The sequence below is a fragment of the Mycolicibacterium obuense genome, from assembly GCF_055397605.1.
Window position 1 is genome coordinate 662,273 of the sequence record NZ_AP043663.1, and the last position, 14,476, is coordinate 676,748.

Annotated in this window: 11 protein-coding genes; 6 read left to right on the plus strand and 5 right to left on the minus strand. The window is 68.3% G+C overall.

What is annotated here, in order from left to right:
* The first annotated feature begins 21 nt into the window (after positions 1-21).
* Positions 22-891 carry a cytochrome c oxidase assembly protein gene (locus ACZ50N_RS03105; RefSeq protein ID WP_464474605.1) on the plus strand — a complete coding sequence of 290 codons (870 nt, stop codon included), beginning with the start codon at positions 22-24 and terminating at the stop codon, positions 889-891.
* Complete coding sequence (locus ACZ50N_RS03110) at positions 888-1,895, plus strand: VWA domain-containing protein (RefSeq protein WP_464474606.1); 1,008 nt, start codon at positions 888-890, stop codon at positions 1,893-1,895. Before ACZ50N_RS03105 ends, ACZ50N_RS03110 begins: the two co-directional genes overlap by 4 nt.
* Here the strand turns inward: ACZ50N_RS03110 and ACZ50N_RS03115 are convergent, their stop codons facing one another.
* Entirely contained in the window at positions 1,896-2,903 is a 1,008-nt protein-coding gene (locus tag ACZ50N_RS03115; RefSeq protein WP_464474607.1) for a VWA domain-containing protein, read from the minus strand. It abuts the gene before it with no gap.
* Between the two features lie 241 nt (positions 2,904-3,144).
* On the opposite strand from ACZ50N_RS03115, the gene groL reads away from it, so the two are divergent.
* Complete coding sequence (gene groL, locus ACZ50N_RS03120) at positions 3,145-4,770, plus strand: chaperonin GroEL (RefSeq protein WP_046366849.1); 1,626 nt, start codon at positions 3,145-3,147, stop codon at positions 4,768-4,770.
* Positions 4,771-4,911: 141 nt separating this feature from the next.
* Positions 4,912-5,769: an endonuclease domain-containing protein gene (locus ACZ50N_RS03125; protein WP_464474608.1), complete on the plus strand. Its 858-nt coding sequence runs from the start codon at positions 4,912-4,914 to the stop codon at positions 5,767-5,769.
* A 13-nt stretch (positions 5,770-5,782) separates the two neighbouring features.
* Here ACZ50N_RS03125 and ACZ50N_RS03130 read toward each other — a convergent pair whose 3' ends face one another.
* Positions 5,783-7,090, minus strand: a complete 1,308-nt coding sequence (locus tag ACZ50N_RS03130; protein WP_464474609.1) for an MFS transporter — start codon at positions 7,088-7,090, stop codon at positions 5,783-5,785.
* Between the two features lie 89 nt (positions 7,091-7,179).
* Between ACZ50N_RS03130 and ACZ50N_RS03135 the strand changes: the two genes are divergently transcribed.
* A complete protein-coding gene (locus tag ACZ50N_RS03135; protein WP_464474610.1) occupies positions 7,180-8,169 on the plus strand; it encodes a zinc-binding alcohol dehydrogenase family protein in 990 nt (329 codons plus the stop codon).
* A gap of 96 nt (positions 8,170-8,265) precedes the next feature.
* On the opposite strand, the gene ACZ50N_RS03140 is transcribed toward ACZ50N_RS03135, so the two are convergent.
* On the minus strand, positions 8,266-9,513 hold the full coding sequence (locus ACZ50N_RS03140; RefSeq protein ID WP_464474611.1) for an AraC family transcriptional regulator: 1,248 nt from the start codon (positions 9,511-9,513) through the stop codon (positions 8,266-8,268).
* 21 nt (positions 9,514-9,534) lie between these two features.
* Positions 9,535-10,899 (minus strand): APC family permease, encoded by a 1,365-nt coding sequence (locus ACZ50N_RS03145; RefSeq protein ID WP_464474612.1) that lies wholly within the window; start codon positions 10,897-10,899, stop codon positions 9,535-9,537.
* 124 nt (positions 10,900-11,023) lie between these two features.
* Between ACZ50N_RS03145 and ACZ50N_RS03150 the strand changes: the two genes are divergently transcribed.
* The gene (locus ACZ50N_RS03150; protein WP_464474613.1) at positions 11,024-12,694 is read left to right on the plus strand and encodes an amidohydrolase; all 1,671 of its coding nucleotides are present in this window, start codon (positions 11,024-11,026) and stop codon (positions 12,692-12,694) included.
* A 20-nt stretch (positions 12,695-12,714) separates the two neighbouring features.
* On the opposite strand, the gene ACZ50N_RS03155 is transcribed toward ACZ50N_RS03150, so the two are convergent.
* A complete protein-coding gene (locus tag ACZ50N_RS03155; RefSeq protein WP_464474614.1) occupies positions 12,715-14,454 on the minus strand; it encodes an N-acyl-D-amino-acid deacylase family protein in 1,740 nt (579 codons plus the stop codon).
* Between the last annotated feature and the right edge of the window lie 22 nt (positions 14,455-14,476).

The following is a 14,476-nucleotide window of genomic DNA, read 5'->3' on the forward strand; positions in this document are numbered from 1 at the left end:
GACGGCGCATAGTGGCCGACTATGAGTGCGGCGACCGTGCCACTGACCTGGTCGACGGCGCTGTCCAGCTGGCAATGGAACAGCACAGCGGTGGCATGCGCGCTGGCGGGAGGCGTCGGATACGCGCGGTGCTACCGGAGGGCCGGCGCCCGGCTCACCCGGGCGAACGCCGCGTGCTGCGCCGTCGCGGTCGGACTGTTCGTCGTCGCGACGATGAGCATGGTCGGCGTCTACGGGCCCGTGCTGTTCTGGGTGCGGGCAGTGCAGGTGCTGCTCCTGCTGATGGTGATCCCGTTCTTCGTCGCGATGAGTCGACCGATCACGGCGCTGCAGATGTCCCCCTCGGGGCCCGCCGCGCGGCTGCTGCTGCACCCGGCGACGACGTCGGTGGCGATGCTCGCGCTGCCGTGGCTGTTCTATCTGACGCCGTGGTACCGCGCCGCGCTGCACTACCCGGCGGTGATGGAGCTGACCGGCGCGCTGATGCTGGTCGTCGGCTTCGGCTACTACTATGCGCGGCTGCAGACCGATCCGGTGCCGCGGCGCTACACGCAGCTGCTCTCGCTGGTCATCAGCATCGTCGAGTCCCTCGGCGACGGCGTGCTCGGCCTCGTGCTGTGGCTGGGACCGCTGATCGCCGCCGACTACTACCACCGCCTGGGCCGGCACTGGGGTCCGTCGATGCGCGTCGACCAGTCGATCGGCGCCGGCGTGCTGTGGCTGGTGGGGGATGTGCTGGGCGTGTTCTTCGTGCTGGTGCTGATGAGGTTCTTCGCCACCGACGAGAAGCGACACGCCACGGTCGTCGATGCTGAACTGGAGGCCGAACCCGTGTCCGGGCTGTGGTGGGAGAACGACCCGCAGTTGCGCTCTCGGATGGGTCGCTCGTGACCATCCCGCTGCTCGGCACGCTCTCACTGCGCGGCTTCACCCACGCGTGGTTCTTCCTGGTGCTGGCCGCCGTACTGGCGCTGCTGGCGGCGTACGTCGTCGCGCAGCGCCGTAAGCGCCGGCGGGCGTTGCGCTTCGCGAACTTCGACCTGCTCGCCGCGGTCAGCGTCCCGCGGCGGCGCCGATGGCGACATGTGCCCGCAGCGCTACTGCTCGCCTCGCTGGCGCTGCTCACCACCGCGATGGCCGGCCCCACCGACAACGTCCGCGTCCCTCGCAACCGGGCCGTGGTCATGCTCGTCATCGACGTGTCGGAATCGATGTCGTCGACCGACGTGGCACCGAACCGTCTCGCCGCCGCCAAAGAGGCCGGAAAACGCTTCGCCGACGAACTGACCCCCGGTATCAACCTGGGTCTCGTCGAGTTCGCCGGCTCGGCGACGTTGCTGATGGCGCCGACGCCGGACCACGCGGCGGTCAAGGCGTCGATCGACACGCTGAAGGTCGCCGAGCGCACCGCGACGGGGGAGGGGCTGTTCACCGCGCTGCAGGCGGTCGCCGCGACCGCCGACGTGCTCGGCGGCGGCGATGGCCCGCCGCCGGCCCGCATCGTGCTGGAGTCCGACGGCAAGGAGACGGTGCCCGCCGACCCCGACCAGCCGCGCGGCGCGTTCACCGCGGCGCATGCAGCCAAGGAACAGCACGTCGCGATCTCGACGATCTCGTTCGGCACGCCCGATGGCACCGTCACGCTGGGTGACACGCAGGTCCCGGTGCCGGTGGACGACTCCACCCTGCAGACGATCAGCGAGATCTCCGGCGGAGAGGCGTTCCACGCCAGCACGCTGGACCAGCTCAACCACGTCTACGACACGCTGCAGAGCATCATCGGCTACGACTCCGTGCCCGCAGATGCGAGCGCGCCGTGGGCGCGGTTGTCGGTGCTGATCCTGGTAGCGGCGCTGGGAGCTGCCGTGGTCGTCGACCGCCGGCTGCCCAGGTAGCTAGACCGGCAGCCGGCGACCGATCACCAAGGCGAGCAGCGCGCCCGTGAAGGCCAGCACCGCACCCAACCGCAGCCATCCTGTGCTCGCGGGCCCGCGCTCGGTCTGGTAGCCGAGCTGGTCATCGACCTTGTCGAAGGCCTGATCGAGGTCGTCGACGCTCGCCGCTGTCGATGTCTGACCGCCCGAGAGCTGGGCGACGGTCTTCATCATCTGGTCGCCGACGGGGACGGGCAACGACTGGTCGCCCATCGCCACATGGCCCTGAGGCGTGCCGAACGCGATCGTGGTGACGGGAACGCCGGCCGCGCGGGCAGCCCGCGCCGCGGTGTAGGCGCCCTGCGGCGCGTCTGGCTTGTCGGGGTGGTTCTCCTCTCCGTCGGAGAGCACGACGATGCGCGCGGGCGGGGTCTGATCGTGAGGGCCGCCGAGGACGGCGTTGACGGTCTGGATGGACTGCAAGGCGGCGAAGATGGCCTGCCCGGTCGCGGTGCTGTCAGCCAGCTGCAGCTTGCCCAGCGCGGCGACGGTCAGATCGTGGTCGGGGTTGGGTGCGACGATGACCTCGGCACTACCGGCGAACGATACGAGCCCGAGGTTCACCCCGGGCGTCACGTGGCGCGCGTAGTCGGAGGCGGCCTGTTCGGCGGCCTGCAGGCGCGTCGGCGGGACGTCGGTGGCGCCCATCGACCGCGACACGTCGATCACGAGCATGACGACAGCGCGGTTGCGCGACACCCGGATGTCCTGGCTCGGCTGCGCGACCGCGAGGGTCAGCGGCACCAGCGACAGCAGCAGCAGCGCCGCCGGGAGGTGGCGAAGCCGGGGCCCTCGCGGAGGCGGCAGCGACGCCGAAGGTGCCGGGGCGAAACGGGCCAGCCGCCGTCGCCGACGGTGCGCGGCGACGACATAGGCCACCAGCAGAACGGCCGGGGCGGCGAGCAGCATCAGCCACCCCGGGCTCTCGAAGCCGGACAGCGACAGCGGACCCAGGCCGGGGACAGTCACCGGCCCAGGGTGGACCGCCCGGCTGGCAGCCAGCTGTGGCCGATTTCGCTGCGCGCTGAGAGCCTTGCACTCGCCCAGGTCGAGTGCTAAGAATGCAGTTGGCACTCGCGACCGGCGAGTGCTAGGTCGGGACAGTGAGGCCGGGGCCGCATTTCCGCGAGCACATCCCCAGCCGTCCGTCGCGGGCACTGCGCCTGACCAGCAAGACGTGCATCCCCAATCCCGGAGGAAACACTTCGCAATGGCCAAGACAATTGCGTATGACGAAGAGGCCCGTCGCGGCCTCGAGCGGGGCCTCAACGCCCTCGCCGACGCGGTAAAGGTGACGCTGGGCCCCAAGGGCCGTAACGTCGTCCTGGAGAAGAAGTGGGGCGCTCCCACGATCACCAACGATGGTGTGTCCATCGCCAAGGAGATCGAGCTGGAGGACCCCTACGAGAAGATCGGCGCAGAGCTGGTCAAGGAAGTCGCCAAGAAGACCGACGACGTCGCGGGTGACGGCACCACCACCGCCACCGTGCTGGCCCAGGCGCTCGTGCGCGAAGGCCTGCGCAACGTCGCCGCCGGCGCCAACCCGCTCGGCCTGAAGCGCGGCATCGAGAAGGCCGTCGCCAAGGTCACCGAGACCCTGCTGGCCTCGGCCAAAGAGGTCGAGACCAAGGAGCAGATCGCTGCCACCGCCGCGATCTCTGCCGGTGACAGCCAGATCGGCGAGCTCATCGCCGAGGCCATGGACAAGGTCGGCAACGAGGGTGTCATCACCGTCGAGGAGAGCAACACCTTCGGCCTGCAGCTGGAGCTCACCGAGGGCATGCGCTTCGACAAGGGCTACATCTCGGGCTACTTCGTGACCGACGCCGAGCGTCAGGAAGCGGTCCTCGAGGACCCGTACATCCTGCTGGTCAGCTCCAAGGTCTCGACCGTCAAGGACCTGCTGCCGCTGCTGGAGAAGGTCATCCAGTCGGGCAAGCCGCTGCTGATCATCGCCGAGGACGTCGAGGGCGAGGCCCTGTCGACCCTGGTCGTGAACAAGATCCGTGGCACCTTCAAGTCCGTCGCCGTCAAGGCCCCGGGCTTCGGTGACCGCCGCAAGGCGATGCTGCAGGACATGGCGATCCTCACCGGTGGCCAGGTCGTCAGCGAAGAGGTCGGCCTGTCGCTCGAGACCGCCGACGTCTCGCTGCTGGGCAAGGCGCGCAAGGTCGTCGTGACCAAGGACGAGACCACCATCGTCGAGGGCGCCGGTGACTCCGACGCCATCGCCGGGCGCGTCTCGCAGATCCGCGCCGAGATCGAGAACAGCGACTCCGACTACGACCGCGAGAAGCTGCAGGAGCGCCTGGCCAAGCTGGCGGGCGGTGTTGCGGTGATCAAGGCCGGAGCTGCCACCGAGGTGGAGCTCAAGGAGCGCAAGCACCGCATCGAGGACGCCGTCCGCAACGCCAAGGCTGCCGTCGAAGAGGGCATCGTCGCCGGTGGCGGCGTGGCCCTGCTGCAGTCGGCTCCGTCGCTGGAGGAGCTCAAGCTCACCGGTGACGAGGCCACCGGCGCGAACATCGTCCGCGTCGCGCTGTCGGCCCCGCTCAAGCAGATCGCCTTCAACGGTGGTCTGGAGCCCGGCGTCGTCGCCGAGAAGGTCACCAACTCGCCCGCCGGCACCGGCCTCAACGCCGCCACCGGTGAGTACGAGGACCTGCTCAAGGCCGGCGTTGCCGACCCGGTGAAGGTCACCCGCTCGGCGCTGCAGAACGCAGCCTCGATCGCGGCGCTGTTCCTCACCACCGAGGCCGTCGTCGCCGACAAGCCGGAGAAGGCCGCCGCACCTGCCGGCGACCCGACCGGTGGCATGGGCGGTATGGACTTCTAAGAAGTCGCTTTCAAGAGGCCCGGTCCCGTTCGCGGGGCCGGGCCTTCTTGTTTGTCCCCAACGTGGGCTCTATGCACAGGTTCGGCCCGAAAAGCGTGCGGGAGGCCCACTCTCGTCGGAGGTCGACGCGACGGTGCCCGTATGGGACCTTTCATCGGCAGCGTCGCGGTCCGCGACGGCCACCTGACCCGTCGCGGTCTGGCCCGTCATCACCGCCAGGTGTTTCGCGATGTTTACCTTGCGAAGGACGTCGAATTGACGGCCCGCATCAAGGCGCACGCCGCCTGGCTTGCCACCGGCGCAGTTCTCGCCGGACCCTCGGCCGCCGCGGTCTTCGGCACCAAATGGCTCGACCCGAAGGCGCCCGCGGAGATCGTCCGCGCGGACCGGCACGCTGCGCCCGGCATGCTTGCGCATTCGTGGGCACTCGCGGCGGGGGAGACGTGTCTGGTCGCGGGCGTCGATGCGACGACGCCGGCCCGCACCGCGTTCGACCTCGGCCGGACTCGCCCGCTTGACGAGGCGATCCCCGTCATCGATGCGCTGATGAACGCAACGCGGGTCTCCGCGGCGGAGATCGCAGCCGTCGCTGCGGCACATTCCGGCGTTCGCGGTGTTCGGCGTATCCCCGGGTTACTGAAGTTGGTCGACGGGGGCGCGGAGTCGCCGCAGGAAACCCGGGTCCGGCTCATCCTGGTGCGCGGCGGTCTACCGCGGCCGGAGACGCAGATCGCGTTCAAGGATCTGCGTATCCGTGTGGACATGGGCTGGCGGATGTGGAAGGTCGCGGTCGAATACGACGGTGTCCAGCATTGGAGTGATGGGCGACAGCGCACGTGGGACATCGACCGGTTGGCGCTGTTGGACGAGGCGGGATGGGTGGTCGTCAGGGTGAGCAGTGACATGCTGCGGCGTCCCGACGTGATTGTCGAACGCGTACGCGCCAAGCTGCTCGAACGTGGGGCGTGTGCACCGCTTCTCGGCGGATCCCGTGCATAAGGCCCACGCTCGGCTACAGCTCCCGGAGCGGCGTCGGCTGCAGCGCCAGTGTCGCGGCCACGCTGATCACCGCGGTCAGGACCAGGTAGCCGCACGCCAGCCACGGCGAACCGCCTGTTGCTCCGATCAGAGCGGTCAGGATCAGCGGGGTCAGGCCCGAGGCGAACACGCCGGAGAGTTGATAGACCGTCGACAGCCCCGTGTAGCGGATACGGGCCGGGAACAGCGACGCATACAGCGAGCCCTGCGCACCGTAGAACAGCGCGTGCACGACGCCGAACACCATCAGCATCCCGACCGCGTACAGCGCGATGTCCCCGGTGCCGAACAGCGCGAAGACAGGGAACACCGCGAGCCCGTAGGCGCTGATGCCGATCGCGTAGATCCGCTTCGGGCCGTAGCGATCGGCCAGCCGACCCGAGACGGGCAGCAGCACCGCCATCAGCAGGGCGGCAGCGGTGACGGCGATCAGCACGGGCACCTTCTCGAGCTTCAGCGTGCCGGTGGCGTAGGCGATGGCGAAGACACCCCAGGTGTTGAACGCCGCGCCCTCACCCCACCGCGACAGCATGCCCAGCACGGTCGAGCGCAGTACCGGCGGCCGGAACACCTCGCGCACCGGCACTGCGGAACGCTCGTCGCTGTCGCGCACCTTCTCGAACGCGGGCGTCTCGCTGGCCTTGAGCCGCACCGCGACGCCGAAGATCACCAGCACGATGCTGAACAGGAACGCGATGCGCCACCCGTAGGCCAGGAACGCCTCGTCGGGCAGTGCGACCTGCAGCAGGGCGAACACGCCGGTGCCCAGCGCGAGTCCGAGCGCGAGGCCGACCTGGGGGATGCTCCCGAACAGCCCTCGCCTGCGCGCCGGGCCGTGCTCGACGGCGAGCAGCACCGCGCCCGCCCACTCACCGCCGAGCGCGAAGCCCTGGACGATGCGGAGCAGGAGCAGCAGGATCGGGGCCAACACGCCGATCTGCGCCGCCGTCGGCAGCACACCCATCAGCGCGGTCGCCCCGCCCATCAGCAGCATGGTCAGCGCCAGCGTCTTCTTGCGGCCGATGCGGTCGCCGATGTGCCCGAACACGAACCCGCCGATGGGCCGGACCACGAACCCGACGGCGAACGTCGCGAACGACAGCAGCGTCCCGACGAAGGTGCTCTGGTCGGGGAAGAACGCCCGGTTGAAGACGAGGCTGGCCGCCGTGGCGTAGAGGAAGAAGTCGTACCACTCGATCGTCGTGCCCACCAGGGACGCCCACAGCGCTGTGCGTGCTGCGGGCGTCACGTGATCGGTGTCGGGTGAGGCGGTGACAGTCACGAGGATCCATCAGCGCACGTCGCCGTGCCGGGTACAACGGTTGTGATCGGCATGGATGAAAGTCGGCGCGGGAGAGGTTCACTGTCAGCATGGACACGATGACGGCGGTCGGCGCGTTCGCCCCCTCCACCGACGGACTGCGTGACATCACGGTGGCCGTTCCGAGCGTGCGGCCCCGCGACGTGTTGGTGCGGGTGCACGCGGTGTCGGTCAACCCGGTCGACGTCAAACAGCGCTCTGCTCTCGAGCCCTCGGACGAGCCGAAGATCCTGGGGTACGACGCCGCCGGTGTCGTGGAGGCGGTCGGTTCGCAGGTGACGACGCTGTCGGTGGGCGACGAGGTCTGGTACGCCGGGGACATCACCCGTGCCGGCAGCAACGCCGAGCTGCAGGCTGTGGACGAGCGCATCGTCGCGCGCAAGCCGGCGTCGCTGTCCTTCGCCGAGGCGGCCGCGTTGCCGTTGACGACGATCACCGCGTGGGAGTCGCTGTTCGACCGGTTCGGCCTCACCGCCGATTCGACCGGCGATCTGTTGGTCCTCGGCGCCGCCGGCGGCGTGGGCTCGATCATGATCCAGCTCGCCAAGGCGCTGACGGGAGTACGGGTGATCGCGACCGCGAGCCGCGACGAGTCCCGGGCCTGGGCGCAACGGATGGGCGCCGACGTGATCGTGAACCACCACCGGCTGCGGGACGAGACGCTGGCGGCCGTGCCCGGTGGCGTCGACTATCTGTTCTCCCCGCATTCCGCCGGCAACATCGACGATTACGAGGCGATCGTCAAACCCTTCGGCCACATCACCGCGATCGACGATCCGCCGAGCCTCGATGTCACCGGTCTGAAGGCGAAAAGCATTGCGTGGCACTGGGAGCTGATGTTCACCCGGGCCATGTTCGAAACGCCAGACATGATCGAGCAGCAGCGGCTGCTGGCACGCACGGCCGAACTCGTCGATCAGGGCACGCTGCGCACCACGGTGACCAAGACCATCACCGACTTCTCGGCGGCCGGACTGGCCGAGGCACACCGGGACGTCGAATCGGGCCGGATGACGGGCAAGGTCGTGCTTGTGCGGTGAGAGTCACCCCATCAGCACGGGCTGGACGTCCACGCCGTGGCGGGCGAACACCCCGGTGACGAGGTCGTCCACTGCGGCCCGCGCGTGCGCTCCCCGTTAGACCAGCCAGATCTGGGCTCCGGCGCCGACGTCCCGTAACTGCTGCGCCAGCGCATCGACCAACGTGGCCGTCGATTCCCGTCCGGCGTATTCGACCACGAGGCACGGACTGACCCCGGCGTCGGCGAAGGACGCGAGGCTGCCGAGCAGCGCTCCGTTGTCGAGTTCGGCGGGACCGATCCGCAGGGGGAGCAGGTGCGGCCGGCGTTCGGTGCGGCGGGCCGGCGGTCCGTCGGGCGTCTCGCTGCGGGTGTGCTCAAAGCTGGTCACTTTCGCGAACAGGTCAGCCCCTGATCCGACGTTCTTGAGGAGGATCGGCGTGATCGAGAGCCGCGGCGCATCGCTCGGAGACGCCACCCGGCGCCGGTGCTGACGGATCAGGTCCGCAGTCACGTCGTCGGGTACCGGTGCGATGTCGTTGTCACGTTGCACGGCAGCACGATTCGCGGTGCGGTACTCGGCCGGTGTCTGTGCGAACCAGTCCACGAAACAGCGGGTGAAGTATTTGACGTCGGAGAATCCGCATCCCGCGGATATGTCCCGCATCGAGTCATCCGTGGTGAGCAGCAGTCTTTCGGCGTGCATGACGCGTGTGGCGTTCGCTGCGCTGGTGAAGCTCAGTGCGGCAGTGTCTTTCAAGAAGTGTGAGACGTACGACTTCGAGTAGTGATGCGCTCGGGCCACGTCGTCGAGCAGTTCGCGGCTGTCGACGTGCGAGTGGATGTAGGCCATCAGGGTCAGGAAGCGCTCGCGCTGGGCGGCGGTCAGCGGCCGGTCTCGCTGGTAGTAGTCCGCCAGCGAATAGCTCCCGCAGAGCATCCGGATCAGCTCCGTGGCCGTGCCGTCCGCGCCAGGCGTACCGCGGGTGTCGACGATGTCGAGCAGCATCCCGCGCAGCAGTGCTTCCTGTCGCCGGTAGCGCGGCAGGTCAAAGGATTCGCACGCGAACATCATGGCGCCGGCGAAGGGATCGATCTCGCGGCACGCGTCGAGATCGATGTGCACCAGCGCCGTTACGTTGTCGGCGGAGCCCTCCAATATGTGCGGGTCGGCCCGGTTCAGCACCGCGTAGTCACCGGCGTCGAGGTCGAACGTTTCGCTGCTGACGCGAGTCTTCAGCGTGCCGCGTAGGACGTAGACGATCTCCAGGGCGTTCGGATGAGCGTGCAGATTGGTGCGGGTGATCGCGGCGACGTCGACGTCGACCCGGGTGCCGGAGGCGAAGTCGATGCGCACGTCGAGCACCCCATCACGGTAGTCCCGCGCTCAGTTCACCGCGGGCTGACGGTCGTCGTCGGCGGACATGTCGATCTCCGCGGGCGGGCGCCGGAATCCCCTGGTGGTCACACCGAGGTAGACGATCCCGGCCCCCAACCAGATCAGGCCCAGGACCTTGGCGTGCACGTCGACGTTGTAGAGCAGCACCGCGCACACCAGCATCCCGAGGCCGGGTAACACCAGGTAGCGCAAGAGGTCGCTGCCGGTGCGACGCCGACCGCGGATCACGAAGTGACTGATCACGGCGTAGTTGACCAGGATGAAGCCGCTGAGCGCGCCGAAGGCCACCAGCGCGGCCGCGCCGATGAGGTTGTCGGCGTAGAAGACCGCGGTCAACGCGATCGCCGTCATCAGCAGGATGTTGTTCACCGGCGTCTGGAACCGCCGGTTGAGGGATCCGAAGAATCGTCGGGGCAGCACGCCGTCACGGCCCATGCCGTACAGAATCCGTGACGCGGCGGCCAGGCCGGCGATGGCGCAGACCATGCTCGCGAGGTTGTCTGTGATCAGGAATGCCGTCGACAACGTGTTGCCGCCCACTCGGATGAGCAGCTCGAAGATGCCGGCGTCGGGATCCTGGAGCTGGGTGGCGGCATCCGGCCACGCGATCTGCAAGAAGTACGAGATGACCGAGAAGCCGATGCCCGCTGCGATGGGCACGATCAACACGGCCCGCGGGACCGTGCGAGCCGGCTCCACGGTCTCCTCCGCCATCGTCGACACCGCGTCGAAGCCGAGAAACGACGCGGCCAGGATGGACGCGGCCCAGAGTACGTCGGGTCCGTTGAAGGTGCCGGGGTTGAACAGCGCGTGCGCGTCGAACAGTGTCGCGGAACCGTTGCCGCGCAGTACGAACACCGCGATGAGGACAACCAGCACGAGAGCGAAGAGGATCTGGGCGCAGACCACGACGGTGTTGACGGTGGCTGCCAGCCGGACGCCGACGATGTTGGTGACGGCGCCGATGGCGGCGGCCATCACCACCCACGCCCAGACCGGGATGGTGGTGACGAACTCGTTCATGTAGATGCCGATCAGCAGGTAGCACACCATCGGCAACAGCATGTAGTCGAGCAGCATCACCCAGCCGGTGAGGAACCCGAGGTGGGGGTGCACGGCCCTGCGCACGTAGGTGTACGCCGACCCGGCGACCGGGAACGCCTTGACCATCGTCGCGTAGCTATAGGCAGTGAAGAACATCACCACCGTGGTCGCGATGTAGGCCAGCGTCATCATGCCGCCGGTCAGGGTGGTGACCACGCCGTAGTAGTTGAACACCACCGTCGGAGCGAGGTAGGCCAGTCCGAACACCACCAGGTTGCGCAGTGTCAGCACCCGCTTCAGGTCTGTCATGCGGCAAATGTAGAGATCCAGTGGGGGCGCGAGACAGTGACGCGAGCCTTTTCAGCGGAATCGTCCTGTGGGGAGAGCAGGATCGTCATGTCGGACGGGTCCGGCTCCCGAATAGGTTGGCGCCATGGGAATGGTGCTGACCAATGCCAGGGTGTACACCGTCGATGCGCACATGTCGACGGCCGATACCGTGGTGATCGACGATGAGGTGATCACCTATGTCGGTCCCGCTGCATCCTGTTCTGTCGCAGACACATTGCCCGTCTACGACCTGGGCGGCCGCAGCGTGGTGCCAGGATTCGTGGACTCGCACACCCATCCGGCGATGGTGTCGCAGAGCTTCTGGCATGTGCGGCTGCCCTGGACCACCGATGTCGACGAGATCCTGGCTTTCATCCGCGAGTACGCGCAAGCCCACCCGCCCGAAGAGGTGCCCTTCCTCTACTTCGAGTACTACCCCAGCGCAACCTTCCGCGAGGGCGCCCCGACCAAGGAACTGCTGGACACCGCTGTGTCCGATCGGCCGTGCCTGTGCCAGGACTTCAGCGAGCACGAACACTGGGTCAACACCAGGATGCTCGAACTGATGGAAATCACCCGGGACACTCCGGATCCGGTACCGGGGTTGGAGATGTTCGTCCGAGACGAGAACGGCGAGCCGACCGGTCTCCTGCGGGAACTCGTGCATCTGCACTTCATCGACAAGGTCTACGAGAAGATCGGATGGACGCCGCCGCAGGAGCTGACCCCTGATCGGGTCGGACGATTCTTCCGGTTCATGACCGAACACGGGGTGACGGCGGTCTTCGAAGCGCTGGTCGACGACGACGAGATCTTGCGGGCGGTGTCAGAGCTGGACCGCCGTGGCGAGCTGAACGTCTATTACCAAGGGGCGCTGCGCTTTCGGCGACGAAGCGAATTGCCCGAGGTGATCCGCCGGCTGAAGGAGTACCACGCGCGCTACTCCGGTCCGCACATCAGCGTCAACGCGCTGAAACTGTTCCTGGACGGCACCAACGAGAGCGGCAACAGCGCGGTGCTGGCCCCGACCTGTAGCCATGCTTCGGACACCCGGCACGGCGATATCGGAATGGAGGTCGACGAACTCACCGCATGCTTCGTCGACTGCAACCGAGGAGGTGTGGACGTGCACATCCATCTGGTGGGGGACCGTGCCTTCCGGGTGGCCTGCGACGCCGTCGAGGCGGCCCGGGCGATGCTCGGATCACAATGGCGCACCCAGGTGACGCTGGCGCACTGTGAGCTCGTCGATCCCGCCGACATGCACCGGCCGGCTGAGCTCGGCATCATCGTCAACTGGACGGCTCACTGGGCCGGCGGTTACTTCGGGGAGGGCGCCCGCACACATCTGGGCGACGAACGCTGGAACCGCATGTACCGCTTCACCGAGATCGTCGACTGCGGTGCCGTTCTCGCGCTGTCCAGCGATGTGGTGACCGGCTACGAGTTGCACCGGGGTAACCCGTTGTTCGGGATGCAGGTCGCGGCCACCCGGGTGGATCCGGAGTATCCCCTGGATCCTTCGGTGTATCCGGGCAGCGTCCGGCCTCCGGCGCAGGCCGCGTTGCCGCGCGATCTGTTGGTGCGCGGGTACACGATCAACGGCGCCACCCAGATGCGACTGGCCGACCGGATGGGGTCGATCGAGGTCGGCAAGGTGGCGAATGTGGTTGTGTTGAACCAGGATCTGTTCGCGGTGCCGGCCGACTCACTCGCCGAGATCAAGGTCGAGGCGGTGGTGTTCGAAGGCCGAGTGGTCGCCGGGGCCCTGTGACGGGTCGGCCGCTGCTCTCCTCAGGCGCTCGGCGCCTCTCGCCGCCCTCTGATCAGCGTGCCGGGCCGGGCGTCGGTGGGCGCACCGTTCTCGGCGATCACCTGACCGGAGACGATGGTGGCGACGTAGCCGTCGGCGCTCTGGTCGAGGCGGCGTCCGCCGGCGGGCAGGTCGGCGACGACGACGGGTCGGTGCAGTCGCAGCGCGTCGGCGTCGATCACGTTCAGGTCGGCCTTGTAGCCGGCGGCGATGCGACCGCGATCGGCCAGGCCGGCCACCGACGCGGGCACCGAGGTGAGCTCCCGCACGGCTTCGGCCACGGTGAGCCGGCCCGCCGGCCGATCCCGCACCCAGTGCGTCAGCATGTAGGTGGGAAAGCTTGCGTCGCAGATCATTCCGTAGTGGGCACCGCCGTCGCCGAGGCCGAGGACGACGTCGTCGCGGCGGATCAGCTCGGCCACGGTGTCCAGCGAGCCGTCGCGGAAGTTGGCCAGGGTCACCAGCAGCATGGCGTGGCCATTGTCGTCGAGCAGGCGGTCGTACGCTTCTTCGGCTGGGCTGACGCCGCGGGCCTGCGCCCGGGCGCCGATCGAATCTGATGGTGCCGGTTCGTAATTCGGCGGATCGCCCAGGGGGAACATGTAGTTCCACGCTTGCGCGGCGAACATCAGCGGATGCCCGTCCGCGGCTGGGCGGTCGTTCAGGATGCGTTCGCGCACGTCGGGTGTGCGCATCTCGGCGACCCGCTCGGCCAGCGGCAGATCCGCGATCGCCCGATAGGACGGGTACATCACGAACGGATTGCCCGACAACTCGAGGCCGAGCACCAGCCCGATGGGGCGCGGGAAGATCTGGGCGGTTACTCGGGGACCGCCAGCTTCGCCGTTCTCGTTCGCTTTCTCGACCATGCGCAGCGCGTCGAGGAAGAACGGGTCACCGGCATTGCCGATGGCGAGGGTGAACGTGACGGGCAGCCCGACGTCGGCCGCCACGTCGAAGACCGTGCGCAGCGCCGGCTCGTAGTCGCCGGCCATCAGATCGGGCACGAACTGGATCAGTCCGCCGCCGGCGTCGTCGACGCCCCGCGCGATCGCCTCGATCTCGGCGTATCCGGCGTCATAGCTCGGAATGGGCTGACCGCTCTCGGACTTGTGCAGCGTCAGCCGCGACGACGCGAACCCCAGCGCCCCGGCCGACACGGCCTCGGCGGCCAGCTTGCGCATCATCGCCAGGTCCTCGTCGGTGGCGGGTTCGCGATCGACGCCTCGGCGGCCCATCACGTAGACCCGCAGCGGCGAGTGCGGCAGGAACGCCGCGACGTCGATGTCGCGGGGACGCGCATCCACGGCGTCGAGGAACTCGGGGAACGTCTCCCAGTGCCACGGCAAGCCGTCGACCATGACCACGCCCGGGATGTCCTCGACCCCGGCCATCACGTCGACCAGGACGTCGTGGTCGTCGGGTCGGCACGGCGCGAAGCCGACACCGCAGTTGCCCATCACGGCGGTGGTGACGCCGTGCGCCGACGACGGTGTCAGTCGGTCCGACCAGATGGCCTGCCCGTCGTAGTGGGTGTGCAGGTCGACGAAGCCGGGGGTGACGAGCAGCCCGGTGGCGTCGATCTCCCGGGTGGCCGGTCCCGCGACGTCGGGTCCAACCGCTGTGATGACGCCGTCACGGACGGCCACGTCGGCGACGAAGGGTTCCCCGCCCAGCCCGTCGACCACGGTCCCGCCGCGAATGATCAGGTCGTATGTCATAGCTCGAATGTACGGTGAGGGC